The organism is Tsukamurella sp. M9C, assembly GCF_020169415.1.
Taxonomy (GTDB): Bacteria; Actinomycetota; Actinomycetes; order Mycobacteriales; family Mycobacteriaceae; genus Tsukamurella.
Window position 1 is genome coordinate 1 of the sequence record NZ_JAIULG010000065.1, and the last position, 24,594, is coordinate 24,594.

The 24,594-nt window shown below is 71.8% G+C and carries 25 protein-coding genes and 1 pseudogene; 16 read left to right on the top strand and 10 right to left on the bottom strand.

Going from position 1 to position 24,594, the window contains the following annotated elements; translation table 11 throughout:
• Window positions 1-1,247: pseudogene (locus LB823_RS21645) on the bottom strand (hypothetical protein); the annotation flags it as partial.
• Window positions 1,248-1,257: 10 nt separating this feature from the next.
• On the bottom strand, window positions 1,258-2,937 hold the full coding sequence (locus tag LB823_RS21650; RefSeq protein ID WP_224651487.1) for an Hsp70 family protein: 1,680 nt from the start codon (window positions 2,935-2,937) through the stop codon (window positions 1,258-1,260).
• A 45-nt stretch (window positions 2,938-2,982) separates the two neighbouring features.
• Here LB823_RS21650 and grpE point away from each other — a divergent pair, with 45 nt between their 5' ends.
• On the top strand, window positions 2,983-3,468 hold the full coding sequence (gene grpE / locus LB823_RS21655; protein ID WP_224651489.1) for a nucleotide exchange factor GrpE: 486 nt from the start codon (window positions 2,983-2,985) through the stop codon (window positions 3,466-3,468).
• A 43-nt stretch (window positions 3,469-3,511) separates the two neighbouring features.
• Entirely contained in the window at window positions 3,512-4,864 is a 1,353-nt protein-coding gene (locus LB823_RS21660; RefSeq protein WP_224651491.1) for a dicarboxylate/amino acid:cation symporter, read from the top strand.
• Here the strand turns inward: LB823_RS21660 and LB823_RS21665 are convergent.
• Complete coding sequence (locus LB823_RS21665) at window positions 4,854-5,759, bottom strand: zinc-binding dehydrogenase (protein ID WP_224651493.1); 906 nt, start codon at window positions 5,757-5,759, stop codon at window positions 4,854-4,856. The genes LB823_RS21660 and LB823_RS21665 overlap by 11 nt on opposite strands.
• A 57-nt stretch (window positions 5,760-5,816) precedes the next feature.
• On the opposite strand from LB823_RS21665, the gene LB823_RS21670 reads away from it, so the two are divergent.
• Complete coding sequence (locus LB823_RS21670) at window positions 5,817-6,446, top strand: TetR/AcrR family transcriptional regulator C-terminal domain-containing protein (RefSeq protein WP_224651495.1); 630 nt, start codon at window positions 5,817-5,819, stop codon at window positions 6,444-6,446.
• Here LB823_RS21670 and LB823_RS21675 read toward each other — a convergent pair.
• A complete protein-coding gene (locus LB823_RS21675; protein ID WP_224651497.1) occupies window positions 6,435-7,247 on the bottom strand; it encodes an alpha/beta fold hydrolase in 813 nt (270 codons plus the stop codon). The two genes, LB823_RS21670 and LB823_RS21675, sit on opposite strands and share 12 nt — an antisense overlap.
• Before the next feature lie 21 nt (window positions 7,248-7,268).
• Window positions 7,269-8,744 (bottom strand): carboxylesterase/lipase family protein, encoded by a 1,476-nt coding sequence (locus LB823_RS21680; RefSeq protein ID WP_224651499.1) that lies wholly within the window; start codon window positions 8,742-8,744, stop codon window positions 7,269-7,271.
• 92 nt (window positions 8,745-8,836) lie between these two features.
• Between LB823_RS21680 and LB823_RS21685 the strand changes: the two genes are divergently transcribed.
• The 10 genes from LB823_RS21685 (at window position 8,837) to LB823_RS21730 (ending at window position 17,654) form a co-directional block, all read left to right on the top strand.
• On the top strand, window positions 8,837-9,433 hold the full coding sequence (locus LB823_RS21685; protein WP_224651501.1) for a TetR/AcrR family transcriptional regulator: 597 nt from the start codon (window positions 8,837-8,839) through the stop codon (window positions 9,431-9,433).
• Window positions 9,434-9,536: 103 nt separating this feature from the next.
• Window positions 9,537-11,075: a sodium:alanine symporter family protein gene (locus LB823_RS21690; RefSeq protein ID WP_224651502.1), complete on the top strand. Its 1,539-nt coding sequence runs from the start codon at window positions 9,537-9,539 to the stop codon at window positions 11,073-11,075.
• A 264-nt stretch (window positions 11,076-11,339) separates the two neighbouring features.
• Window positions 11,340-12,212: a 30S ribosomal protein S2 gene (rpsB, locus tag LB823_RS21695; protein WP_224651503.1), complete on the top strand. Its 873-nt coding sequence runs from the start codon at window positions 11,340-11,342 to the stop codon at window positions 12,210-12,212.
• A 44-nt stretch (window positions 12,213-12,256) separates the two neighbouring features.
• Complete coding sequence (gene tsf / locus LB823_RS21700) at window positions 12,257-13,081, top strand: translation elongation factor Ts (protein WP_224651504.1); 825 nt, start codon at window positions 12,257-12,259, stop codon at window positions 13,079-13,081.
• Window positions 13,082-13,279: 198 nt separating this feature from the next.
• On the top strand, window positions 13,280-13,675 hold the full coding sequence (locus LB823_RS21705; RefSeq protein ID WP_224651505.1) for a VOC family protein: 396 nt from the start codon (window positions 13,280-13,282) through the stop codon (window positions 13,673-13,675).
• Window positions 13,672-14,433: a helix-turn-helix domain-containing protein gene (locus LB823_RS21710; RefSeq protein ID WP_224651506.1), complete on the top strand. Its 762-nt coding sequence runs from the start codon at window positions 13,672-13,674 to the stop codon at window positions 14,431-14,433. The genes LB823_RS21705 and LB823_RS21710 overlap by 4 nt, the downstream gene beginning before the upstream one ends.
• A 10-nt stretch (window positions 14,434-14,443) precedes the next feature.
• Window positions 14,444-15,367 carry an SGNH/GDSL hydrolase family protein gene (locus tag LB823_RS21715; protein WP_224651507.1) on the top strand — a complete coding sequence of 308 codons (924 nt, stop codon included), beginning with the start codon at window positions 14,444-14,446 and terminating at the stop codon, window positions 15,365-15,367.
• 1 nt (window position 15,368) lies between these two features.
• Window positions 15,369-16,139, top strand: a complete 771-nt coding sequence (pyrH, locus tag LB823_RS21720; protein ID WP_224651508.1) for a UMP kinase — start codon at window positions 15,369-15,371, stop codon at window positions 16,137-16,139.
• Between the two features lie 46 nt (window positions 16,140-16,185).
• Window positions 16,186-16,743, top strand: a complete 558-nt coding sequence (gene frr, locus LB823_RS21725) for a ribosome recycling factor (protein WP_224651509.1) — start codon at window positions 16,186-16,188, stop codon at window positions 16,741-16,743.
• 2 nt (window positions 16,744-16,745) lie between these two features.
• The gene (locus LB823_RS21730; RefSeq protein ID WP_374201371.1) at window positions 16,746-17,654 is read left to right on the top strand and encodes a phosphatidate cytidylyltransferase; all 909 of its coding nucleotides are present in this window, start codon (window positions 16,746-16,748) and stop codon (window positions 17,652-17,654) included.
• Window positions 17,655-17,677: 23 nt separating this feature from the next.
• Here LB823_RS21730 and LB823_RS21735 read toward each other — a convergent pair whose 3' ends face one another.
• Window positions 17,678-18,937 (bottom strand): nitrate/nitrite transporter, encoded by a 1,260-nt coding sequence (locus LB823_RS21735; protein WP_224651510.1) that lies wholly within the window; start codon window positions 18,935-18,937, stop codon window positions 17,678-17,680.
• 66 nt (window positions 18,938-19,003) lie between these two features.
• Window positions 19,004-19,438, bottom strand: coding sequence for a lipopolysaccharide assembly LapA domain-containing protein (locus LB823_RS21740; protein ID WP_224651511.1), 435 nt, complete (start codon window positions 19,436-19,438; stop codon window positions 19,004-19,006).
• A gap of 103 nt (window positions 19,439-19,541) precedes the next feature.
• Between LB823_RS21740 and rlmN the strand changes: the two genes are divergently transcribed.
• Window positions 19,542-20,654: a 23S rRNA (adenine(2503)-C(2))-methyltransferase RlmN gene (gene rlmN / locus LB823_RS21745; protein WP_224651513.1), complete on the top strand. Its 1,113-nt coding sequence runs from the start codon at window positions 19,542-19,544 to the stop codon at window positions 20,652-20,654.
• A 1-nt stretch (window position 20,655) separates the two neighbouring features.
• Here rlmN and LB823_RS21750 read toward each other — a convergent pair whose 3' ends face one another.
• On the bottom strand, window positions 20,656-20,919 hold the full coding sequence (locus tag LB823_RS21750; protein ID WP_224651522.1) for a DUF2631 domain-containing protein: 264 nt from the start codon (window positions 20,917-20,919) through the stop codon (window positions 20,656-20,658).
• A 122-nt stretch (window positions 20,920-21,041) separates the two neighbouring features.
• Between LB823_RS21750 and LB823_RS21755 the strand changes: the two genes are divergently transcribed.
• Window positions 21,042-21,359 carry a DUF952 domain-containing protein gene (locus LB823_RS21755; RefSeq protein ID WP_224651523.1) on the top strand — a complete coding sequence of 106 codons (318 nt, stop codon included), beginning with the start codon at window positions 21,042-21,044 and terminating at the stop codon, window positions 21,357-21,359.
• A gap of 75 nt (window positions 21,360-21,434) precedes the next feature.
• On the top strand, window positions 21,435-21,980 hold the full coding sequence (locus LB823_RS21760; RefSeq protein WP_224651524.1) for a Uma2 family endonuclease: 546 nt from the start codon (window positions 21,435-21,437) through the stop codon (window positions 21,978-21,980).
• A gap of 13 nt (window positions 21,981-21,993) precedes the next feature.
• On the opposite strand, the gene LB823_RS21765 is transcribed toward LB823_RS21760, so the two are convergent.
• Both LB823_RS21765 and LB823_RS21770 read right to left on the bottom strand, forming a co-directional pair.
• Window positions 21,994-23,820, bottom strand: a complete 1,827-nt coding sequence (locus LB823_RS21765) for a siderophore-interacting protein (protein WP_224651525.1) — start codon at window positions 23,818-23,820, stop codon at window positions 21,994-21,996.
• Between the two features lie 86 nt (window positions 23,821-23,906).
• Window positions 23,907-24,594 (bottom strand): hypothetical protein (locus LB823_RS21770; protein WP_224651526.1); only part of this gene is annotated, 688 nt, incomplete at its 5' end.

The following is a 24,594-nucleotide window of genomic DNA, read 5'->3' on the forward strand; positions in this document are numbered from 1 at the left end:
GCGCGGGCGGCGGCGACCTCGGGCCACAGGCCCGCGGCCTCGTCGAGGACGCGCTGCGCCTCGTCGGCGACGGTCCGCAGCTGGGTTCCGGCCGTGCCGTCGTCGAGCGCCCGGGCCTCCGCGGCCAGGCGCGCCGCCTCCGCCGGGCGGCCGCGGCGCAGGGCCGCGCGGGCGGCCTTGAGCGGCGCCTCCCATGCCCGCGGACCGCCGGCCGGAGCCGGGTTGGCCGTCGGCGGGGCGGTGCGGCCGGGTGCCGACGCGGGCGGGGCGTGCCCGATCCCGCCGCCGTACTCGGCGGCCAGCTCGGCGAGTACCCGCTCGGCGGTGGCGCGGTCGAGGCCCAGCTCGTCGCCCTCGGTGGCGAGGTACTCGTAGTCGGGGCCGATGAGCCGGTCCTCGATGAGGATCGCGGCGCGGACCTTGGGCCGCAGCGCCTCCGTGGCGTCCTCGACGACGGCGCGGGCGTAGGCGTCGGCGAGCGGGCCGCCGACGGTGAGCACCTCGCGCACGTGCACGCCCAGCTCGTCGAGCACCGCGCGGCCCCGGCCGGCGCGCATCTCGCGCGCGCGGCGGTGCAGGATGTCGGCGCGCTCGCGGATCTCCACCCCGTCGTGCGCGTCGGCGATCCCCAGTCCGAGTAGGGCGAACAGGGTGGGCACGGGCTCGCCGCAGAGCTCGCTCCACTCCGTGAGCAGGGCCCGGATCTGCGCCCGGCGCTGGGCGGTGAGACCCGCGGGCTCGGGTGCGAGTGCCGTGCCCGGCAGCACGCGGTGGCGCCGCAGCCGGGTGGCGACCTCCGCCGCGGTCAGCCCGCCGAGCGCGCCGATCTCCTCGAGGCCCGGGACCTTCTCGGCGGGCACGCCGCCGTGGCGTTCGACGAGCCGCGCGATGGCGGTGTCGAGGATCTCGTACCGGGCAGCGTCCCGCTCCTCCCGCTCGGCGCGCACCCGCGCGGCCTCGGACGCGCGGCTCGCGGCGGCCCGCAGTGGGGCGCTGCGCTGCTCGTGTTCGTCGACGAGCCGCGCGACCAGCGTGCGGTACTTCGGGTGGTCGCGCTGGCGCTGCCAGAAGCCCCAGACCTCGTCGAGGCGCGCCGCGACCTCGGCGTCGGAGAGAGCCGCGGCGTCGTCCAGGGGCAGGTCGTACAGCTCGAAGGCGTCGGCGTTCTCGGGGCCGCCGCGTCGGGCGACGTCCGCGAGCACCCGCTTGCGGTAGCCGTTGGGATCGAACGGCGGCATCGGCGTCATGGCTGGCCCCTCAGTCGCGACGCCGCGACCGCTGCACCTGGCCGAGCTCGCGCTCCACGTCGGCCTGCGAGAGCATCGCCCCGGTCTGCGCGGACAGGGTGAGCGGCAGGTCGGCGTCCACGTGGTGCGCCGTGACGTGCAGGACACCGTCGAAGCCCATCTCGAAGGTGATGCGCACCTCGCTCCCTGCGGGGTAACCGGGCGGAATGTCGCGGATCGTGCCCTCCACCAACAGCTTCGCGTCGCCGAGGCGCTGCGAGGCGACCTGGCCCTGCTGCTCGACGACGGTGACCTCGATCTGCTGCTGGTCCTCGCGCATGGTGCCGAAGGAGCGGCGCACGCGGACCGGCAGCGTCTGGTTGCGCTCCACCAGCCATGTCACGCCGAGGTCCCCGTGATCGTGCACGGCGAGCACGCCGAAGCCGCGGGAGATCACGGTGTCGACCTGGATCTCGAGCATCCGCCGCACCAGCGAGACGGGCTGCTGGAAGGAGGCCGCGACGCGGGCGATCGAGTTCTCCAGCTCGGCCGCCTGCGCGTGCAGAGGGGGAGCGCCGTCGGGCAGTAGGCCGCGGGTCACGAGATCGGCCGCGACGAGGCGCTCCATCTCCAGCTTCTCGCCGTACAGGGCGGCGCCGCGGGCCACGGCGAGGTCCGGGTCGTGGAGTTCGCCGTCGAGGCCGAGCTGCTCGCGCAGGGCGCGGGCCACGGCCGGCATCCGCGAGGAGCCGCCGACGAGCAGCAGCCGGTCGACCTTGTGCACGCCCCGCTTCTCGGCGGTCTTGAGGCAGTCCCGCGCCAGGTCGACGGTGCGCCGCAGCAGCGGGGCCGTCATCTCCTCCAGCTCCGCGCGGGTCAGCGTGACGACCGCGCGCGCACCGTCGTGCGCGATCACCACGTCGGTGCGGTCGGCGAGGGTCAGTTCGTGCTTGGCCCGTTCGGCGGCGAGGACCAGCGCCTGCGAGCCCGCGGAATCGTCGAGCGGGTCCTCCGCGTCCGGGTTGGCCTCGCAGAAACGCTGCGACAGGTGCAGCGCGAGCCGCTCGTCCCAGTCGGCGCCGCCGAGCTGGTGGTCGCCCTCCACCGCGAGCACGGAGATCCGGCGGTCGGCGAGCTCGATGACGGTGGCGTCGAAGGTGCCGCCGCCCAGGTCGTAGACCAGCACCGTCTCCCGCGGGGCGCCCTTGCCGAGGTCGAGGCCGCCGTCGAGGCGCCCGAAGCCGTACGACAAGGCGGCCGCGATGGGCTCGGAGAGCACGCCGGCCACGTCGAAGCCCGCGTAGACGCCCGCCTGGATCGTGGCGCGGCGCTCCTCGTCGCCGAAGTAGGCGGGCACGGTGATCACCACGCGCCGCACCGGCTCGCCGCCGCTGAACGCGACGTCGCCCGCCAGGCTCTTGAGGATGAGTGCGGACACCGCCGGGGCGGACCAGGTCTCGCCGTGCGCGCGGAAGCGCCACTGCGAGTCGCCCATCCGCCGCTTGACCAGGCTGCAGACGTGCTCGGGGTCGAGGCGCGCCTCGCGCCGGGCTCCCTCGCCCACGAGGTGGTCGTAGGCCGACGCGAACAGCACCACCGAGGGCACCGTCGTCTCCCCGCCCAGCCCGCGGACGATCTCCGGGCGACCATCCGCGCCGATGCGCGCGATCGCAGAATTGGTCGTGCCCAGGTCGATCCCGTAGACCCCCATGGCGGGGATGTTAGCAGCGCAGGGGGCGCGCTAGGGTTGGCGAGCATGAGCGCAGAGGACGCCCCGACGGAGCCCGGGCCCCGCGACGATCGGCTCGCCGAGCGGGTCGAGGACCTGGCCCGGATCCTCGCCCGCCAGGCCGGCACCGTCGAGCGGCTGGCGGATGCGGAGGGCGCGCGGGAGGCCCGGGACCGGGCCGGCGCCGACCTGCCGCTCGTGGTCGAGCTGTTCGCCCTCCTCGGTGAGGTGACGGCGTGCGCCGACACCGCCGAGTCCGAGCGGGAACGGGCTGCCTTCGCGGCGGTCGCGGCGCGAGTCGAGCGACTGCTCGTCGGGCGGGGCGGCACCGTCGTGACCCCCGGGGTGGGGGAGGCGTTCGACCCGGCGGTGATGGAGGCGGTCGACGTCGTCGCGACGGAGGACGAGGGCGAGGACCGGACCGTCGCCGAGGTGCTGGCGCCCGGCCTCAGCGTGCCGGCGCGCAATGTACGGCCCGCGCGGGTGGTGGTGCGAGGCTTTCGCTCAGCGTGAGTGAAAGGGAACACGGGTCGGCCGCGCGTCGTTGCACCCCGACATGTCCTCTGTGGAAACCCCGTCGCGCGTACCCGCGCTGCTGAAGAATTTCGGCTTCCAGATCATCGTCGGCCTCGTCGCCGGCGTGATGCTGGGCCTGATCGCCCGGAACATGGCGCCCGCGGCCGACGGCAACGTGAACTGGCTGGTCGGCACGCTCAAGACGATCGGTTCCAGCTACGTCAAGCTGCTCACCGTGGCCGTCGTGCCGCTGGTGTTCACGGCGGTCATCGCGTCGATCGCGAACCTGCGCAACGTGACCAACGCCGCGCGGCTGGCCGGCAAGACGCTGCTCTGGTTCGCCATCACCGCCTTCATCTCGGTGATCATCGGCATCATCCTGGGCCTGGTGCTGCAGCCCGGCGCGCACACCACGGTCACCGGTGAGGGCAAGGCGCCGTCGAGCACCGGTTCGTGGTGGGCCTTCATCACCGGCCTCGTGCCGTCGAACTTCCTCGGCCTGCAGGCCAAGGCGTCCGACGGTTCCGTCTCGCTCAGCTTCAACGTGCTGCAGGTGCTCGTGGTCGCGGCCGCTATCGGCATCGCCGCGCTCAAGGTGGGGGAGAAGGCCGAGCCCTTCATCGCCCTCAACGCCTCGCTGCTGGCGATCATCCAGAAGGTGCTGTGGTGGATCATCCGCCTCGCCCCGATCGGCACCGCCGCCCTGATCGGCACCGCGGTCGCCACTTACGGCTGGGACGCCATCGGCTCCCTCGGCGTGTTCACGGGCGCGATCTACCTGGGCCTGCTGATCGTCGGGCTCGTGGTGTACCCGTTGATCATCCGGGCGCACGGCCTCTCGGTGAAGCAGTTCTTCAGCGGCGTCTGGCCGGCCGCGCAGCTCGGCTTCGTCTCCCGCAGCTCGATCGGCACCCTGCCCGTCACCGAGCGCGTGACGGAGCGGAACCTGGGCGTGCCGCGCGAGTACGCCTCCTTCGCGGTGCCGCTGGGCGCCACCACCAAGATGGACGGCTGCGCGGCCATCTACCCCGCGATCGCGGCGATCTTCGTGGCCCAGTTCTTCCACGTCCCGCTCGGCATCACGGACTACCTGCTCATCGTGGTCGTCTCGGTGATCGGCTCCGCCGCCACCGCGGGCACCACCGGCGCGACGGTCATGCTGACGCTGACCCTCTCGACCCTCGGGCTGCCGCTGGCCGGCGTGGGCTTGCTGCTGGCCGTCGAGCCGATCGTCGACATGGGCCGCACCGCGCTCAACGTCACCGGCCAGGCGCTGGTCCCGACCATCGTCGCCAAGCAGGAGGGCATCCTCGACGAGGACGCCTACAACGCGCCGCGCAAGGACGTCTACGCCGACGAGTCGGTCGAGGACCGGGTCCCCGCTACAGCGTGAGCACCACCCGCGTGCCCGCGGTGTCCGCCCGCCAGACCTCGGCGACGGACTCAGCGGGCACCGCGGTGACGTCCATCGCGATCCCCAGTTCGACCACCGCGGCGAGGATGTCCGGCCGCGCCGCGGCGACCTCCTGCGCGGTGAACGAGCCGAAGCCGCTGCCCAGCAGGCGGATGTCGGTCGACCGCAGGAGCGCGCCGGGCAGCGCGATCTCCGCGCCCGCCATCGTGCCGATCTGCACGAACTCCGACGGTCCGCGCTTCTCGAGCGCCGCGAGGGTCAGCTCCGCGGGGCGGCCCCACAGGTAGTCGACGACCACGTCGATCTTCTCGCGGCGCAACGCCTCCGCGATCTCCGCCTCCGGGGCGCCCAGGTCGATCGTCGCGTCCGCCCCCACCGTCGCGAGCACGTCCGTGTTGCGCCCCGCGGCGATCACGCGGGCGCCGAGGTGGCGCGCGACGGCCACCGCGGGCCGGCCGGAGCCGCCGGTGGCGCCGAGCACCAACACGGTCTGCCCGGGGCGGACGCGGGTGCGGACCGTCATCGCCATCCAGGACGACATGACGGCGTTCACGGCGGCGGCCGCCTGCAGGTCGTCGAGCGCGTCCGGCACCTCGACCAGTGCGGAGGCGGGGACCGCGACCGTCGGGGCCGCGGTGCCGGGCGCCGCGACGTAGACCCGGCGGCCGTCCTCGGTGACGCCGACGCCGTCGACGCCGATGACGAAGCCCGGCGCCGCGGGGGCGGCGTAGTGCCGGCCGTCCGCGATCCCGCGCGCGAGATTGTGCAGCGGGACGGCCCGCATCGACACCGCGACGAGGTCGGGCCCGGCGGCCTGATCGGGTGCGTCGGCCCAGACGGGCGCATCGGTGTAGGTGGCGAGTGCTGCCTTCATGCGGTCTCCTTAACGGCGTTAAATTCGACGTCACCTTAACATCGTTAAGCTGTCGGGGTGGGACTCACTCGGACGGACGTGGTGGCCGCGGCGCTGGAGGTGCTCGACGAGGTCGGCGTCGAGAGCCTGACCCTGCGCCGGATCGCCGACCGCCTCCAGGTCAAGGCGCCGGCGCTGTACTGGCACGTCGCGTCCAAGCGCGACCTGCTCGACGAGATGGCCACGGAGCTGATGCGGCGCGCCTTGCCCGCGGGGCCGCCCGCGTCCGAGTGGCGGACCGAGCTGTCCGACGGCGCCCGTCGGCTGCGCGCCGCACTCCGCGCGCACACCGACGGCGCCCGGGTCTTCAGCGGTTCGAAGTTCACCGACGTCGCCGTCGTGCGCGCGAGCGAGCGGCCCCTGCGCCTGCTTGTCGACGCCGGATTCCCGCTGCGCGACGCCGCGCTCGCCCTGTCCACCCTGCGGGACCTGGTGGTGGGATTCGTCATCGAGGAGCAGGAGGTCTTCGGGCCCGACGGTGCCCCGGTCTCGGGGTACGACCCCGTCGCCCGCGCGGCCGCGATCGGCGCGGACGAGTACCCCCTCGCGGCGCAGGCCGGGCCGACCGCCTGGGGCGCGCCCGACGAGCGCTTCGACGACGCCGTGCGTTTCCTGCTCGACGGTCTCGCCGCGCGGCTACGCGGCTGAGTCGCGCCACAGGGATCGCAGTGCGGCGTTGACCTCCGCGGGGTGCTGGGTGTGCGGGTAGTAGCCGGGCACGCGCAGGCGCCGGGCGCCGATCCGGTCGGCCACCGCGTCCGCACAGGCCAGGAGTGGCGCGCCCGCGTACCGCCGGTACTCCTCGGGAGCGTCGTCCCACGTGCCGGTGACGACCAGCGAGGGCCACGGCGCGGCGGCGAGCGGCTCCAGCGGCGGATCCGCCTCCCAGACCGGGCGTTCGCGCATCGACGTGCTCACGGCGCGCAGCCGCTGCTGCGTCGGTGCCGGCATCGTCATCCCCATGCCCTCGGTCGAGAGCCGGAGGAACTCGGCCGGATCCAGGTCGGGCGGGCCTGCCGCGGGCCCGGCGTGGACGCGGGCCAGGACGTCGCGCACCGTCGGGTGGTCGGACGCGGCCCGCAGTGCCGACGGCTGGATCAGGGCCAGCGAGCGCACGGCCTCCGGGCGCCGCGCCGCGGCGAGCATCGCCGCGAGCCCTCCGTTGGAGTGCCCGACGAGGTGCGCGCCGTCCGGGCAGGTGTCGAGGAGCGCTACGAGATCTTCGGCGTCCGTGGCGAAGTCGCTCCGATCCGTGTCGGGGGACCGGCCGTAGCCGCGGCGGTCGACCAGCAGCAGCGTCCTCTCGTCGGCGAGCGGACGCTGCGCGGCGAAGCCGTACGCGTCGTCGTCGCCCCAGGTGAAGACACCGTGCACGAAGATCGCGGGCGTCGCGGCCCGGCGGCCCGGATCCATGGGCCTCCAGGTGGTGACGTGGACCGGTGGGGACATCGCTGCTTCTCGACGGTCCGCTCAGGCGGGGGCGAACGGCAGCGGCGGGCGGCTCTCCCAGATCCGGCGCGAGCGCTCCTCCGGATACGGCGCCGTCGTCGACGGGGCGTCGAGGAGCCGAGTTGTCCGGCCGTCGGCGTCGTAGCGGGGCCAGCCCGGATCGCCGGTGGCGCAGAACCGCACCCAGGTGTGCAGCAGTTCGTCCGACACCGCGCGCGCACCGTCCGGCGCGTCCTCGCCGAGGAGGAGGACGCCGGTGGGGCAGTCGAGGGTCCCGAAGGCGAGGGGGACGTCGATGCTGTGGCAGGCGCCGTAGACCTCGGAGGCGTACTGCATCTCGAACAGGTACGAGGTGCCGCCGGCGTCGGCGTTCGCCGCGGCGAGCAGCGCCGACGGCATGCGGAACGTGGCGTCCGAGTACACGATCTCCACCATCTCGTCCGCCGTCGCGTCCGGGTACTCGGCGCGGTACTCGGCGGGGTCGCCGGGCGCGAACACCTCCACCGCCGTCGCGGCGTCCTCCTCGGTGAACGTGCCGCGGACGCCCATCATGACGCTGAACAGCCGGAACTCGTCGCGCATGTGCCCGACGAGCAGCTCGATGCCGGCGGCGTTCCCGTCGGTCAACGCCTCCCACGGGGTCTGCGGCAGCAGGTCGCCGTCGATGATCGGGCAGACGACGATCCCGAGGTGGGCGAGCCGGCCCCACCGGTCCTTGTGCGCGGGCGAGTCGGCGCAGAGCGCGGTGACCTCCTCGGCGAGGCGCTGCGGCCCGACGTTCGCGAACCCCGCCGCGGTCGGCGCGACCCCGAGGCGGTCCGCGAGCGCGTCCGTGACCTCCTTCGCCAGCGCCGGAGTGATGTTCAGGCCCGGGACCGAGTGGGCGATGGCCCGCCGGAACAGAGGTCGCGCCGCCGGGATCGTGAGCAGGGCGGCGACCGATCCCGCACCGCCCGACGTGCCGGAGATGGTGACCGCGTCGGGATCGCCGCCGAACGCGGCGACGTTCCGCTGGATCCACTCGAGCGCGGCGATCTGGTCGAGCAGGCCCCGGTTCGACGGTGCGCCGTCCAGCAACGCGAAGCCCTCGGCGCCCATGCGGCATTGGACGATCACGACCACGAGGCCCTCGGTCGCGAGGGCGGTGGGGTCGAACATGGGATCCGCCGCGGTGCCGGCCATGTAGCCGCCGCAGGAGATCCACACCAGGACCGGCAGTCCGGACCGCGCGGGGTCAGGAGTGCACACGGTGGCGGCGAGCCAGTTCGCGTCGTCCGAGGCCTCGGCCTTGGGGCCGGGGCCGGATTGCGGAGGCGGGGGCCCGAACTCGATCGCGGGGCGAACCCCGTCCCAGCGGGGGACCGGCGCCGGCGCCGCGAAGCGCAGCGCTCCGACGGGCGGCTGCGCGTACGGGATCCCGCGGAAGATCGCGGTTCCTCCGACGAGTTCGCCCTCGACGACGCCCTCCGCCGTTCTGATCCTCGGTCGCTGCTGCATGTCGGCTCCTTCGGTCTCGGCGTGTCCTGCCCTCGACGTTATCAGCCAGTTGTATTATTTCAAGTGTATTGGAATGGATGAGAGGAATCGCCGTGCCGAAGCAGGTCGATCACCAGGAGCGCCGCGAGGCGATCGCCCGTGCGCTGTGGCGGGTGGTGGACGCCTCCGGCGTCCTCCGGCTGAGCCTGCGCGAGGTGGCGAAGGAGGCCGGGATGTCGCACGGCCAGGTGCAGCACTACTTCGCCTCGCGGCAGGAGCTGCTCGGCTTCGCGATGGACTTCGCCGCGGAGCAGACCGGGGCGCGGGTGGCGGAGGGGCTGGCGGACCTCGGGGCGGACCCGCACCCGCGCGACGTGCTGCGCCTGGTGCTCGTCGAAATGCTCCCGCTGCACCCGGATTCGCGCGCGACCAGCCGGATGAACGCCGCCTACGTCCTCGAGGCGCTGCACGACGAGGATATCCGCGCCCGCACTCGCGAGGGAATGGTCCGGGGACGCGCGCAGGTCGAGCAGCTCGTCGGTGCCGCGATCGCCGACGGCCGGATCGCGGCGGACCGCGCACCGTCGACCGAGACGGACCGGCTGCTCGCGCTGACCGGCCTGGCGCCCCTGCTGGAACTGCGGGTGATCGCGCCGGCCGACGCCCTCGCCGCGATCGACCGCCATCTCGACGACCTGTTCGTGCGCTGAGCGGCGCGGTGCGACGGCGAATCTTTGCGGTGGGATTACTTGTGAGTAACCAAAGGTCGTCGATGCGCGCCGATCCCTTGGAGTTCCCTTTAGGGTTGCTCCCATGTCTGACCTGCTGGCGACCCTGAACGAGTACGTGTGGAGCCCCGCCCTGATCTATCTGTGCCTCGGGGGCGGCGTCTACTTCTCGATCCGCTCGAGGCTGGTGCAGGTGCGCCAGATCCCCGCCATGCTCGGCCAACTCATCCACGGCGAGAAATCCGCGTCGGGCGTGAGCTCGTTCCAGGCGCTCGCCATGTCCCTGGCGGGCCGCGTCGGCACCGGCAACATCGCCGGCGTCGCCACCGCGATCGCCTACGGCGGACCGGGCGCCGTGCTGTGGATGTGGGTGATGGCCTTCCTCGGGGCGTCCACCTCGTACGTCGAGTGCACGCTCGGCCAGATCTACAAGGAGCGCGACCAGCTCACCGGCGAGTACCGCGGCGGCCCCGCCTACTACTTCCGGCGCGCCTTCGCGCACGGCAAGTACGCGGTGGTCGGGAACGTCTACGGCCTGCTCTTCGCCGCGGTCACCGTGCTGGCCTGCGGCCTGCTCATGCCGATGGTGCAGGCGAACTCGATGGCCGTCGCCATGGAGAGCGCCTGGGGGATCGAGCCCTGGGTCGCCGCCCTCGGCACCGTCATCGTGCTGGCCTTCGTCATCATCGGCGGGGTCAAGCGGATCGCGACCTTCGCCTCCGTGGTCGTGCCGTTCATGGCGATCCTGTACATCGCGGCGGCCCTGATCATCATGGCCTTCAACGCCGGCGCGATCCCCGGCGTCCTCGAGCTGATCGTCCGCGAGGCCTTCGACCTGTCCGCCGGCTTCGGCGCGCTCGTCGGCACCGCCGTCATGTGGGGCGTCAAGCGCGGCGTCTACTCCAACGAGGCCGGGCAGGGCACCGGCCCGCACGCCGCCGCGGCCGCCGAGGTCAGCCACCCCGCGAAGCAGGGCCTCGCGCAGGCCTTCGCCGTCTACGTCGACACCCTGTTCGTCTGCTCCGCCACCGCGTTCATCATTCTCAGCACCGGCGCGTACCGCGTCTTCGAGGGCGACTCCGCGTCCGGTCGCGTTCTCGCCGACGGCGGCGCGCTCGTCGGCGACCCGGAGGTCGGTCCCGCGTACGCGCAGCAGGGCTTCGACACCGTCTTCAACGGCTCCGGCGCCAGCTTCATCGCGATCTCGTTGGCCTTCTTCTGCTTCACGACGATCGTCGCCTACTACTACATGGCCGAGACGAACCTGCGGTTCATCCTGGGCCGCGCGGCCACCGCGATCGTGCCCGTCCTCAGCGCCCCGCTCGGGCGCATCCTCACGATGCTGCTGCAGATGCTGATCCTGGCCTCGGTCGCTGTCGGCGCCGTATCGACCGCGAAGGACGCCTGGGCGATGGGCGACCTCGGCGTCGGACTCATGGCCTGGCTCAACATCATCGGCATCCTGGTCCTGCAGAACGCGGCCTTCAAGACCCTCCGCGACTTCGAGCGGCAGCAGAAGCTGGGGATCGACCCGCAGTTCGACCCGACACCGCTGGGCATCGTCAACGCGACCTTCTGGGAGGAGCGCGCCGCCGCGCGCCGCGCCGACCCCGTCGACGCCTAGCCGGCGCACCGTCGACCTGCGGAATCCCGGCGATTTCGCAGGTCGGCGCGGCGGGCGTACACTTGCTCTTGCACTCCGTCCCTATGGCGGGGTGACTACGCGTGTTCCCCAGGCGCCCGATGGGCGTGCCGTGCAGCGCGGTCTCCTTCTCGAAGGAGTGCAGCGCGGCGGAGCACCAGGACACCGCGCATCGCCTCTCGCCCGCTGACCAGCGGAAACGAGGGTCGTCGCGGCGTGTACAACTGCAACTACGAAAGAGGCATCATGGCTGTCGTCACCATGAAGCAGCTGCTGGACAGCGGCGCGCACTTCGGTCATCAGACCCGTCGGTGGAACCCGAAGATGAAGCGTTTCATCTTCACCGACCGCAACGGCATCTACATCATCGATCTGCAGCAGACGCTGACCTACATCGACAAGGCCTACGAGTTCGTCAAGGAGACCGTCGCCCACGGTGGCACCGTCCTCTTCGTCGGCACGAAGAAGCAGGCCCAGGAGTCGATCGCCGAAGAGGCCACCCGCGTCGGCATGCCCTACGTGAACCAGCGCTGGCTGGGCGGCATGCTCACCAACTTCCAGACGGTCCACAAGCGCCTTCAGCGGATGAAGGAGCTCGAGACCATGGAGCAGACCGGTGGCTTCGAGGGTCGCACCAAGAAGGAAATCCTCATGCTCACGCGTGAGAAGAACAAGCTCGAGCGCACCCTCGGCGGTATCCGCGATATGGCCAAGGTCCCCTCGGCCATCTGGGTCGTGGACACCAACAAGGAGCACATCGCCGTGGGCGAGGCCCGCAAGCTGGGCATCCCGGTCATCGCGATCCTCGACACCAACTGCGATCCCGACCTCGTCGACTACCCGATCCCGGGTAACGACGACGCGATCCGCTCCGCCGCGCTGCTGACCAAGGTCGTGGCTTCGGCCGTGGCCGAGGGCGTGCAGGCCCGCGCGGGTGTCGCCACCGGCGATGCCAAGCCCGAGGCCGGCGCCGGCGAGCCCCTCGCCGAGTGGGAGCAGGAGCTGCTGGAGTCCGCCACCGTCGCTGCCGAGGCCCCCGCGGCCGAGGCCGTCGCCGCTGATGCCCCCGTGGCCGAGGCCGCTGCGACCGAGGCTCCCGCCGAGACCCCCGAGGCCTGATCCGGTTTCGGACCGATTCCCTTCTACTGCAAGGAGCCGCATACATGGCGAACTACACCGCCGCTGACGTCAAGCGTCTCCGCGACCTCACCGGGTCGGGGATGATGGACTGCAAGAACGCGCTCACCGAGACCGACGGCGATTTCGACAAGGCCGTCGAGGTGCTGCGCATCAAGGGCGCGAAGGACGTCGGCAAGCGTGCCGGTCGTTCCACCGCCGAGGGCCTCGTGGCCGCCAAGGACGGCGTGCTGATCGAGCTCAACTCCGAGACGGACTTCGTCGCGAAGAACGCGGAGTTCCAGGAGCTCGCCGACGCGATCGTCGCCGCCGCTGCCGCGTCGGACGCCGCCACCGTCGAGGCCGTGCTGGAGCTGCCGCTCGACGGCGAGACCGTCGCTGCGCGCATCGAGGCCGCTTCGGCCAAGCTGGGCGAGAAGCTGGTCGTGCGGCGCATCGCGCGGTACGACGGCCCCGTCGCCGTCTACCTGCACAAGCGCAGCACCGACCTGCCGCCCGCCGTGGGCGTGCTGGTCTCGTTCTCGGGCGAGGGTGACGCCGCTGCCGAGGCCGCTCGCGGCGCCGGCATGCAGGTCGCCGCGCTCAAGGCGAAGTACGCCAGCCGGGACGAGGTTCCGGCCGACGTCATCGAGAACGAGCGTCGCATCGCCGAGGAGACCGCGCGTGCCGAGGGCAAGCCGGAGCAGGCGCTGTCGAAGATCGTCGAGGGCAAGACCGTGGCCTACTACAAGGACACCGTCCTCCCCGACCAGCCGTCGGTGACCGACAACAAGAAGTCGGTCCAGCAGGTGCTGGACGAGTCCGGCGTGAAGGTCCTCGCCTTCACCCGCTTCGAGGTCGGCCAGGAGTAACTCCTCCGTCCCCGCGCACGAGGCCCGCACCGATCCGTCGGTGCGGGCCTCGTCGTGTGTCGGCCCTGTGTGATTGAACGCTGTTCTGGAGATTCCGACCTGGGGTTTTCCTCTCCAGAACGTCGTTCAATCGGGGGGCGGGTGGGCGTGCGGATTCCTTCAAGCCCGACGGTGCCGCCGGCTGCCAGTCTTGGAGGCATGAACACGACACGTACCGACACGAACATCTGGCCCGGACTGACCTACGACGACGCGCTCGCCGCGCGGGCATGGCTGCGGGGGATCGGCTTCGACGAGGGGATCCTCGTCGAGGGCGACGGGGACGGCGAGGTCGTCCACTCCGAGATGCTCTGGCCCGACGGGGGCCGCGTCATGGTCCACTCCACCTGCAAGCAGGACACCACCTTCTCCACGCCGCGCGGCAGCGGCAGCGTCTACGTGGTCGTCACCGACCCCGACGCCGTCTACGCCCGCGCGCAGGAGCTCGGCGCCCGCCTGGTGCGGGACATGGCGGAGGAGGACTATGGGTCCAAGGGATTCTCCGTCGCCGATCCGGAGGGCAACACGTGGAGTTTCGGTACCTACGCGGGGTGACCTCGCCCGGGATCGCCCGCGCGGCCGCCTACGACATCAGCGGCGCCCTCCCCGGCACCCACCTCGCCGTCCCGTCGCCGACGCTCACGCTGATCATCGACCTCGGGCACGGCCTGGACCTGACGGGGCCGGGCCTGCCCGACCGCACTACGTTCCGGCTCTGCCTCTCCGGCATGCACCCCACGCCGTACCTGGTGCACCACGACGGTCTCCAGCGCGGCGTCCAGGTGGACGTGCGACCGAGCCTCGTCCGCGCCCTCACCGGCGCCCCCGCGGCGGAGCTCGGGGGAGAGGCCGTCGAACTCGACGACCTCTCCCCGGGCCTCGCCGCCGAGCTGTACGGCCGCGTGGCGGCGGCCCCCGCCGCCGACCGGGAGGCCGTCGCGGCCGCGGTCCTGGGGCGGTACGCGACCTCGGGCCGCGAGGTCCAGCCCGACGCCGCGGCGGCGTGGGCCCACCTCGCCGCCCGGCAGGGACGGGTCACCGTCGCCGAGCTCGTCGAGCGATCCGGCTGGTCCGCCCGGTACCTGGCGATGAAGTTCACCGCCGAGTTCGGCATGGGGATCAAACAGGCGGCCCGCCTGATGCGCTTCGACGCCGCCCGCCGCGCCCTCGAGGCGGGGGAGAGCGCCGCCGACGTGGCCTCGCGGGCCGGTTACGCCGACCAGGCCCACCTCAGCCGCGACATGCGTGCCTTCCTCGGGTACTCGCCGTCGGCGTACCTCGCGCGTCGCAGGAGCGAATTCACGCCTGTGTAGTGTCGCCGGGGTGTCCTGGATCCGGCGTGCGATCGCAATCGCCCTCGTGGCGTGCCTCGTGCTCGCCGTGGGAGCGTCGACGACCATCGGCGGCGGCAGCGGCTACGTGCACCACCAGACCAACGGCGTGAGCTACCTCCCGGACCTTCCCGGCGGGGCCCAGTACGTCTCCATGGGCGACAGTTACGCGGCGTCCGGTTCCCATGCCAAGGTGCGGCCGATGGACCTGTGCGCCCGCAACGGCGACGACCTCGGCCACGTCCTCGCGCAGCGCCTGCAGCCCTACTCCTTCACGGACCGCGCCTGCTCCGGCGCGACGCTCGACGACATCACCCAGCCCTCGCCGAAGCCGAACACCTCCCCTCAGCTGTACGGCGTCGGGCCGTTCACCCGGCTGGTCACCGTCATCATCGGCGCGAACTCCCTGGGCTTCGGCAACATCGTCGTGCACTGCCTCGGCAACCCCGACGACCGCTGCGCCGCCGCATCCACCCAGGACCTGCCGGGCTCGCAGGGTTGGAACTTCGTGCGCGCGCAGTACGCGGCCACCGTCGACGCGATCAAGAAGGCCGCCGCGCCGGACGTCCGGGTCGTCCTCGTCGGCTACCTCCCGCTGTTCCCGCTCGACGGTCCGCCCGACCTCGCCTGCTTGGACCGGGCCGGGATCCCCGCGGAGAACGTCGACCACTGGCGCACCTGGTACCGCAGCCTCGACCGGCTCATCCGCGAGGTCGCCGCGGACCGTCGGGTGATGTACGTCCAGCCCCCGATGGACCGCACGGCCTGCGACCCCGATCCCTACGTGCGCCTGGGCGGGATCAAGCTCAAGGAGCAGGAGCCGGAGGCCAACGGATTGCATCCGACGGTGGCCGGACAGCGCGCGTTGGGCAACCTGATCGAGGACCGGCTCCGAGGAACTGCGCCGCCCGCATAGGATGGTCGTCGTGACGGACACGGCCCAGGGACAGCAGACGGATCAGGACACGGAGCATCAGGTGCGGCACGGCTACAAGCGCGTGCTGCTCAAGCTGGGCGGCGAGATGTTCGGCGGCGGAGAAGTCGGGCTCGACCCCGACGTGGTGAGCACGGTGGCGCAGCAGATCGCGGAGGTCTCGCGCAGCGGCCACGAGGTCGCGGTCGTCATCGGCGGCGGCAACTTCTTCCGCGGCGCCGAACTGCAGAACCGCGGCATGGACCGCGCCCGCTCGGACTACATGGGCATGCTCGGCACGGTGATGAACTGCCTCGCCCTGCAGGACTTCCTGCAGAAGGAGGGCGTCGACACCCGCGTGCAGACCGCCATCACCATGGGGCAGGTCGCCGAGCCGTACCTGCCGCTGCGCGCCAAGCGCCACCTGGAGAAGGGCCGCGTCGTGATCTTCGGCGCCGGCATGGGCATGCCGTACTTCTCCACCGACACCACCGCCGCGCAGCGCGCGCTGGAGATCGGCGCCGAGGTCGTGCTGATGGCGAAGGCCGTCGACGGTGTGTACGACAGCGACCCGCGCACCAACCCCGACGCGAAGCTGTTCGATGAAATCACCCACCGCGCGGCGCTCGAGAAGGGCCTCAAGGTGGCCGACGCGACCGCGTTCAGCCTCTGCATGGACAACAGGATGCCGATGCTGGTGTTCAATCTCCTGGAGGAGGGGAACATCGCCCGCGCCGTCGCGGGGGACAAGATCGGCACCCTCGTCCGGCCGTGACGCCGGACCCGACCATTCATTTCGCAGCAAAGGACGTGTGACCCAAGTGATCGACGAAACGCTCTTCGACGCCGAGGAGAAGATGGAGAAGGCCGTCTCGGTGGCCCGGGAGGACTTCCAGTCGATCCGCACCGGTCGCGCGAACCCGGCGATGTTCTCCAAGGTGGTCGTGGACTACTACGGCGCCCCCACGCCGATCACCCAGATCAGCTCGATCTCCACGCCCGAGGCGCGGCTCGTGGTGATCAAGCCCTACGAGGCGAACCAGCTCGGCCCGGTGGAGACCGCGATCCGCAACTCGGACCTCGGGGTCAACCCCACCAACGACGGCCAGCTGATCCGCATCGCGATCCCGCAGCTCACCGAGGAGCGCCGCAAGGACCTCGTCAAGCAGGTCAAGAGCAAGGGCGAGGACGCGAAGGTGTCCATCCGCAACGTGCGCCGCAAGGCGAACGACCAGCTCGCCAAGATCGTCAAGGACGGCGACGCCGGCGAGGACGAGGTGGCCCGCGCCGAGAAGGAACTCGACAAGACGACGGCCAAGTACGTCGCCCAGATCGAGGATCTCGTGGCGCGCAAGGAAGCCGATCTGATGGAGGTCTAGCCGTGCCGGACACCCCCGACTCGGTCGGCTCCGACGCTCCGACCCCCGGTACGCCCGAGGCGGGCCAGGAGGCCGCGAAGCGCAAGATCAGCGCCGGACGCGACCTCCCGGCCGCCATCGGCGTGGGCGTGAGCCTGGGCGCGCTCATCGTGGCGATCCTGTACTTCGCGCCGCACCTGTGGGTGCCGCTGGTCGCCGCCGCGATGGCGGTCGCCACCTGGGAGGTGGTCAAGCGGTTCCGCGCCGCCGGCACCAACCTGGAGCTGTGGCCGATGCTCATCGGCGGCCAGGCCATCATCTGGCTGAGCTGGCCGCTGGGGACCGAGGGCGTGCTCGCCGCGTTCGTGGCGACCGTGCTGGTCGCCATCGTCTGGCGACTGCTGGGGCATCAGAGCACCGCGGAGCCGAACTCCTTCACCCGCGACATCTCGACCACCGTCTTCGTGCTCGCCTGGATCCCGCTGTTCGCGTCCTTCGGCGCGATGCTGGTGCTCCCCGAGGACCGCGGGCCGCAGCGCGTGGCCGCGCTCATCATCCTCGTGGTCTGCTCGGACGTCGGCGGCTACGCCTCGGGCGTCGTCTTCGGCAAGCACCCGATGGTGCCGGCGATCAGCCCGAAGAAGTCCTGGGAGGGCTTCGCCGGGTCGATGGTGGCCGGCGCGGTCGGCGCCGTGCTCGTGCTGAAGTTCCTGCTCGACGTGAACCCGGTGTGGGGCCTGCTGCTGGGCCCCGTCGTGGTGATCACCGCGACGCTCGGCGACCTGCTCGAATCCCAGGTCAAGCGCGACCTGGGCATCAAGGACATGGGCACCCTGCTACCCGGTCACGGCGGCATCATGGACCGCCTGGACTCGCTGCTGCCCAGCGCCGTCGTGGTGTGGGCCGCGTTGACCGCGCTGATGGGCTCCTGAGGCCGATGGTGTCCTGAGGCGGGTCAGGCGCGGCGGCGCAACGCCTCGCGCAGCGGCCGCGGCACGACCCCCTCGCGACGGCGGGCCTTGCGGCGCGTGATGATCACGCCGATCAGCGCGATCGCCCACAGCGGGTACTGCGCCATCCACGCGGCCCGGAAGCCGTCGAAGGTCAGGCCGGCGCCGGAGCCCATGATCATGCCCATCGTCTGGATCAGGACGAGGCTCGCGAGGAAGCCGCCGATGTTCACCATGCCCTGCGCCGTGCCGAGCACCCGCGTCGTGTTGAACGTGCGGGCGTAGTCGAAGCCGATCGCGGAGCTGGGGCCTCCGACGGCGATCACCAGCACGAGCAGCGAGAGCAGCCAGACCGGCGAGGGCTCGTCGCGCACGAGGACGACCGTCCACAGCGCCGCGCTCGCGAGGATGATCGTGATCACCATCCAGGAGCGGCGCACCGGGAACCGGCCGGTGAGGAAGCCGATGACGGGGCCCGAGGCCAGCGTCGCCAGCACGCCGAAACTGACGACGCCGCCCGCCGTGGCCGACGAGAGACCCTGGGCGTTCGTCAGGTAGGGGACGCCCCACATCAGCATGAACGCGGTCACCGAGAACATCGTGCCCATGTGCGTGAAGAAGCCCAGCCGGGTGCCCGGATGCATCCAGGTCGTCCGGAGGATCCCCGGGATCTCCGCGACCCTCACCGTGACGTGCGGCGCCGTCCGGCCGGGCGGGGCGTCGCGGACCGTCGAGAGCACGGCCAGCGCGGCGAACAGGCCGAGCGCCGCCGCGGAGGCGTAGGCGCTGCTCCACCCGCTGCCGTGCAGCAGGGCGAGGAAGGGCACCGCGGAGAGCACCTGGCCCAGCTGCCCCGTCATGCCCGTCAACTGGGTGACGAGCGGGATCCGGCGCACGGGGAACCACGCCGGAACGAGGCGCAGCACCGAGACGAAGGTCAGGGCGTCGCCGCTGCCCACGGCGACGCGGCCCGCGATGGCGAGGGGGAGTGACTCCGTGAGCGCCAGCGTCAGCTGGCCCAGCGCCATGAGGATCGCGCCGCTCACGATCAGGCGGCGGGAGCCGAACCGGTCCAGCAGCAGGCCCGCGGGGATCTGCATGCCCGCGTACACCACGAGCTGGAGCACCACGAAGGCGGCGAGCGTCGCCGGGGCGGCGCCGAACCGCTCACCCGCTTCGGTGCTGGAGACGCCGAAGGACGTGCGCTGCAGGATCGCGACGACGTACGCGAGCGTCGCGACCGACCAGACGACCCATGCGCGCATGGACCCATCGTTTCATCGCTGGCGCCGCCTCCGCACCGCGACCCGTCGGACCGGTGCGGGGTGGGATCAGTCGCGGAGCTTCTTCGCGGCGCGGCGCAGTTGGAGGATGCGGAGGCCGCCCGCCGATCCGACGAGGAGCGCGCCGAGGATGGCGGCGATCAGCAGGGACACGCCGAGGGGGAGGTTCGCCTCCCAGAACAGCAGCGTGATCTGCGTGTTCTGCTGGTTCTGCACGATGAACGCGAGCAGCACGAGCAGGATGACGGCGCCACCGACGAGTCCGGACCACAGCGATGCCGACCGGGTGTGCTTGACCTGTTCGTACGCATCGCGGGTGTCGCTGCGCCGCTTCGTCGCCGGTGCGGCCGCCGCCGGATCGGCGGTCGGTTCCACGGCGTCCCGCTCCGCGGGAAGGTTCCGAGCGTCGGTCGCGTCGACGTCGGGATCGGGGATCCCGATCGCCTCTTCGCTGTCTCGAACGCGGTCTTCGTCCTTGGCCATGTCGTCATCCTGCCACCTCGAGCGGGCCCTCACGCGGGGACGCGCGGTGGCTCGGATCACGCTGGTCGGCGCCGCGCCGCCGACGTGGGACAATGGGGGAGTTATGAGCACCTCCCTGCCCCTGGTATTCGACGCGCCCAAGCGCGGCAAGCCCCCGCGCCACCTGGCCGACCTCACCGACGACGAGCTGCAGCAGGCCGTCGTCGACCTTGGGCTGCCCAAGTTCCGCGCCAATCAGCTCGCCCGCCACTACTACGGCCGGCTCGAGGCCGACGCGGCCACCATGACGGACCTGCCGGCCGCGGCGCGCGGCACCGTCGGCGAGGCGCTCCTGCCCGAGCTGATGACGCCCGTGCGGCACATCGCCACCGACAGCGGCACCACCCGCAAGACGCTGTGGCGCCTGCACGACGGCACGCTGCTGGAATCCGTGCTCATGCGGTACACCGACCGCGCGACGCTGTGCATCTCCAGCCAGGCCGGCTGCGGCATGGCGTGCCCGTTCTGCGCCACCGGCCAGGGCGGCCTCGACCGCAACCTCTCGACCGCGGAGATCGTCGACCAGGTCCGCAGCGCCGCGAAGGCCATGCAGGACGGCGACGTCGCGGGCGGCCCGGGCCGGCTGTCGAACGTCGTCTTCATGGGCATGGGGGAGCCGCTCGCGAACTACAAGCGGGTCGTGCAGGCGGTGCGCCGCATCACCTCGCCCGCCCCCGAGGGGATGGGCATCTCGCAGCGGCACGTCACCGTCAGCACCGTGGGCCTCGCGCCCGCGATCCGGAAGCTGGCCGACGAGGGCCTGTCGGTGACGCTCGCCGTCTCGCTGCACACGCCCGACGACGAGCTCCGCGACACGCTGGTGCCCGTCAACAACCGGTGGAGCGTCGCCGAGGTGCTGGACGCTGCGCGGTACTACGCCGACCGGACGGGCCGGCGGGTGTCCATCGAGTACGCGCTGATCCGCGACGTGAACGACCAGCCGTGGCGCGCCGACATGCTGGGCGAGAAGCTGCGCAAGAAGCTGGGGCAGTTCGCGCACGTGAACCTGATCCCGCTGAACCCGACGCCGGGCAGCGAGTGGGACGCCTCACCGAAGGATCGGCAGGACGAGTTCGTGCGCCGCGTGATCGCGCAGGGCGTTTCGTGCACCGTGCGCGACACGCGGGGCCAGGAGATCGCGGCGGCCTGCGGTCAGCTGGCCGCCGAGGAGAAGTAGCTCAGTACTTCCACTTCTTGCGGCGGGTGGAGATCCAGTTGATGAGGATCACGCCGAGGATAGCCACGGCGAAGCCGATGAGGAAGATGTCCTCGGTCTTGCCCTGGTGGTTGCCGATGTTCATCAGCAGCAGGAGGACCGCGAACAGCACGCCGGCGATCTTCGCCGCGTTGGGGGCGTTGCCGCTCCAGCCCCAGTCGCGCGACGGCACGTCGGCCTCGTCGACCTTCGAGGTGGTCTGACGCTCCAGGTCGGTGGTTGCCACTCGCTTCTCCTTCGTCGCTTCCTCAGCTGAGCACCGGGCCGGGCCCGGGATACGGATGAATCCTATCCCGCTACGACCGTGTGTCGTACGAGGGGCGGCGATTCCTCGGTACCGTGGCGCGGGTGATCTTCCATCTGGCACTCGTGACCGACTGGGACGCCGCCCGCGCGGCCGGTGAGTACGCGGTGTCGACGCGCGGCGCGACGCTCGCCGACGTCGGCTTCGTCCACTGCTCCACCGCCGCGCAGTGGCGGGGCGTGCGGGAACGTTTCTACGCCGATCTCCCCGCATCGGACCTCGTGCTGCTGTCCATCGACCCGACGGGGCTCGACGTGCGGTACGAGCCGCCCGCGCCCGGCGTCGACGAGCTGTTCCCGCACGTCTACGGCCCGATCCCGGTGTCCGCGGTGGTCGGCGTCGAGGCCCTGTCGGCGGAGTGATGGCGGCATAGACTGAGCCGGCGAAACCTGTCAGACCGAGGATCTACCGTCATCGCCACGAGAGGAGGTGCCGACATGGCTCAGCCGACGTACTCGTTCCCCGACTACTGGGGCGAGGCCGATCTGGAGGATCTGCCGGACGACGGGCACCGCTACGAGATCGTGGACGGGAGCCTGCTCATGACGCCACCACCGTCACAGGGCCACCAACGCATCGGCGGGAACCTGTTCATGGCGCTCCGACTCGCCGTGCCGGACGGTTGGCGCGTGCTCTACGAGATCGGCGTCAGGGTGCCGGGTGGGAACTTCATCCCCGACATCGTGGCTCTGAGACCCGGCGCCGCTCCGAACGTGGAGTGGAGTGAATCCGACGACGTCGCCCTCGTGGTCGAGATCGCATCGAAGTCCACGCGGGTCACGGACCGGACGCTCAAGGCGGCGAAGTTCGCGGAGGCCGGAATTCCGTCCTGCTGGCGCGTCGACGCCGACGGCACGGTCACGATCCACACCGAGCCCGTCGACGACGAGTACACGCAGGCGGCCGTGGTCCGTCCCGGAGAACGGGTGCTCATCGAGCAGCCCTTCCCGGTCGAGTTGGTGCCGGCGGACCTCGTCGACTGACGGCCGCAGCCGGTCAGGCCCCGCTGTATTCGACGACGAAAGTGCCCCAGCCGAGCGGTGCGATGCGGTGCGCGCCGCCGCCCGCGAGGGCGCCCAGCTCCTCCGCCGTCCGTAGGCCCCCGCCGTAGAGGCACAGGTTCCGCAGGTCGTCCTCGGTCTCGTGATCGTCGGTGGTGGCCGGGTCGAGCACGTTTCCGACGAAGACCACTCGATCGGCGCTGCCGCGCAGCGTGGTGACGAGCAGCTCGGCGTCGGCGTCCGGCAGCGTCTGCAGCAGGTCGATGCCCACGACGAGGTCGTAGCGCTGCGGCAGCGCGGCGAAGACGGTGCCGGGCGCCGCCGTCACCCGGTCGCGGCGCTCGGGCGCGACCACCGCGATCTCCCGCTCGACGGTGCTCGGCATGCCGATGATCGCCACGGTCACGTCGGGAAGCAGGCGCGCCAGGTTGTCGGCGTACACGCCGGCGCCGTCGCCGAAGACCGCGACCGTGCGCACGGATGCGAAGTCGACCGCCTCGGGCAGGGCGGGCGCGCGGTAGGTGGCCCAGCGACTCGCGACGGAATGCAGCTGCTCGGCGAGGTTCTCGTCCGCGGCCCGCGAGCTGCGGAGATCCCCGCCCTCGAAGGGCGCCGCGGTGCCCGTGCGGACCGCGTCGACCAGGTGCACGAAGGACATGTCCAGGCGGGTGCGCACCTGGTCGTGGTGCAGGCTGCCGGCGAGGAGCTCGTCGGGGTCGGTGAGCAACTCGCCGCGGCCCGTCAGGGCGTAGCCGTTCCCGCCGAGCGCGACGAAGCCCATCAGGGCGAGGTGCCGGAGCAGCTTCTCCGTGGCGCGGGCGTCCGTGCCGCACGCGGCCGCGATCGCCGCCGCCGTGCTCGCCCCGTCGTCGATCGCGGCGAACAGCCCCAGCGTGACCGCGGCGCGGACCGCGAAGGGCGGCAACAGCTCCGTCATCTCGTGGATCTCCGAGAGGATGTTCTCGTCCTGGCTGGTGTCCACCAGCTGGTCGTCGCCGTCGACGGTGGCGACCACGCGGTGGCGCCAGTACCCGGTGATCTCGACGCGGTCCTTGGCGAGGCCCTTGTCGTTCTTCGCCCACCGGCGCAGGGGCTTGATGCCCAGGGTCTCGCCGGCGACCCAGAGGTAGGGGCGCTCGCCGCGCCACGCGGCGTTCTGCACCGCCTCGACCATGCGGGACTCGCCGCCCGCCTCGGAGCGGTACAGCCAGACGAACTCGACGTCTCCGTCGGTGGCGAGCTCCTGGTGGTGCCCGGGCTCGGCCACCTCGATCACCGCGGTCGCCTTGAATCCCGCGGGCAGCATCTCGATGCAGCGGCCGATCGCGGGCAGCGCGGTCTCGTCGCCCGCGATCAGCAGCCAGTCGGTGTCGCGGGGGAGCGCGGCCGAGTGCTTGGGGCCGGCGATGAGCACCTTCGACCCGACCTCGACGCGGCGCGCCCAGGTGGCCGCGAGGCCTGTGCCGTGCAGCACGAAGTCGATCGTCATCTCGCGGGCCTCGGCGTCGAACTCGCGCACGGTGTACGTGCGGGCGTGCTCGAAGGAGCCGTCGGTCCAGTCGACGCGGCCCTGGTCGGTGTTCTTGGGCACCTCGAAGGGGAATTCGCCGGTCTGCAGGTCCGGCAGCAGCACCTTGACGTCGTCGTCGAAGCCGGTGCTGTGCACCGCCGGAAGGTCCACGCCGTCGCGCACGTGCGGTCCGATGGCGTCGCCGCCGACGACGATGCGCCGCATCCCCGGCGTCACGTCCGACACCCGCAGCACGTCGAACTCGCGGAGGCAGATCGGGAACACCGCGCCGTCGCGGAGTGTGCTGGCCATCGTGGACGTCCCTTTCGTCGGTTTACCGTGCAAGGCTAGCCTGCCCTGCTGAACCGGTGCCGACGGCGGACCGTCGGGCGGGGTCGTCAGTCGACGACGGTGCCGTCGGGGGCGAGGATCAGCGTGGGGGAGGCGTCGTTCGGGCCGCTGTAGGCGATGGTCACCGCGCTCGCGGCGAACTCCACCGACGTCGGCTCACGGACCGCACGCGTGATTCCCGGCGCGTCCGCGATCGCGGCGGTGATCCGATCGAGGTTCATCGCCGTGGGAGCGAAGCCCGGCGCGTCGGCGTTGCCCCGGTCGTACGGGGCGTACTTCCACACCCCGCCGGAGAGCGTCCACTTCTGGCTCCGCGACGGATCGTCCGCGCGCACCACTTCGGCGTCGGCGCTCCACTTCGTGACGGACAGCGAGATCACCGACGTCGGGGCGAGGGCCGTGACCATCGATTCGTAGGCCTTCCGCACGTTCGTCGACGCCATGGGGTTGCCCACGAGGGCCACGCCGTCGATGGGCGGCTTGTCGCGAGGCATGTCGGGGACCGACCTGCCGTTCTCGTCCTTGCAGTTCTTACCGTCACCGTCGCACATCGTGAACCCCGGCTTCGCTCCGAGGGGGCCGACGCCGGTGTCGTCGCTCTTCCCGACGTTCGCGCCGATCACGATGAGGATGATCACGACGGCCGCGGCGGCCAGCATCGACGCGACCGTGCTGGTCGTCCGGTCCGACCCGGTGCCCCCGGACGACGGTCCCGCCGGGGTGGGAGCTGCGAGT

Excerpts from the sequence above, each read along its gene's own strand:
- LB823_RS21660 (WP_224651491.1), top strand. The coding sequence starts at position 3,512 with ATGTCCTCTGTGGAAACCCCGTCGCGCGTACCCGCGCTGCTGAAGAAT.
- rpsB (WP_224651503.1), top strand. The coding sequence starts at position 11,340 with ATGGCTGTCGTCACCATGAAGCAGCTGCTGGACAGCGGCGCGCACTTC.
- grpE (WP_224651489.1), top strand. The coding sequence starts at position 2,983 with ATGAGCGCAGAGGACGCCCCGACGGAGCCCGGGCCCCGCGACGATCGG.
- LB823_RS21760 (WP_224651524.1), top strand. The coding sequence starts at position 21,435 with ATGGCTCAGCCGACGTACTCGTTCCCCGACTACTGGGGCGAGGCCGAT.
- LB823_RS21690 (WP_224651502.1), top strand. The coding sequence starts at position 9,537 with ATGTCTGACCTGCTGGCGACCCTGAACGAGTACGTGTGGAGCCCCGCC.
- pyrH (WP_224651508.1), top strand. The coding sequence starts at position 15,369 with ATGGTCGTCGTGACGGACACGGCCCAGGGACAGCAGACGGATCAGGAC.
- tsf (WP_224651504.1), top strand. The coding sequence starts at position 12,257 with ATGGCGAACTACACCGCCGCTGACGTCAAGCGTCTCCGCGACCTCACC.
- LB823_RS21735 (WP_224651510.1), bottom strand. The coding sequence starts at position 18,937 with ATGCGCGCATGGGTCGTCTGGTCGGTCGCGACGCTCGCGTACGTCGTC.
- LB823_RS21675 (WP_224651497.1), bottom strand. The coding sequence starts at position 7,247 with ATGTCCCCACCGGTCCACGTCACCACCTGGAGGCCCATGGATCCGGGC.
- LB823_RS21705 (WP_224651505.1), top strand. The coding sequence starts at position 13,280 with ATGAACACGACACGTACCGACACGAACATCTGGCCCGGACTGACCTAC.
- LB823_RS21765 (WP_224651525.1), bottom strand. The coding sequence starts at position 23,820 with ATGGCCAGCACACTCCGCGACGGCGCGGTGTTCCCGATCTGCCTCCGC.
- LB823_RS21650 (WP_224651487.1), bottom strand. The coding sequence starts at position 2,937 with ATGGGGGTCTACGGGATCGACCTGGGCACGACCAATTCTGCGATCGCG.
- LB823_RS21665 (WP_224651493.1), bottom strand. The coding sequence starts at position 5,759 with ATGAAGGCAGCACTCGCCACCTACACCGATGCGCCCGTCTGGGCCGAC.
- LB823_RS21740 (WP_224651511.1), bottom strand. The coding sequence starts at position 19,438 with ATGGCCAAGGACGAAGACCGCGTTCGAGACAGCGAAGAGGCGATCGGG.
- rlmN (WP_224651513.1), top strand. The coding sequence starts at position 19,542 with ATGAGCACCTCCCTGCCCCTGGTATTCGACGCGCCCAAGCGCGGCAAG.
- LB823_RS21680 (WP_224651499.1), bottom strand. The coding sequence starts at position 8,744 with ATGCAGCAGCGACCGAGGATCAGAACGGCGGAGGGCGTCGTCGAGGGC.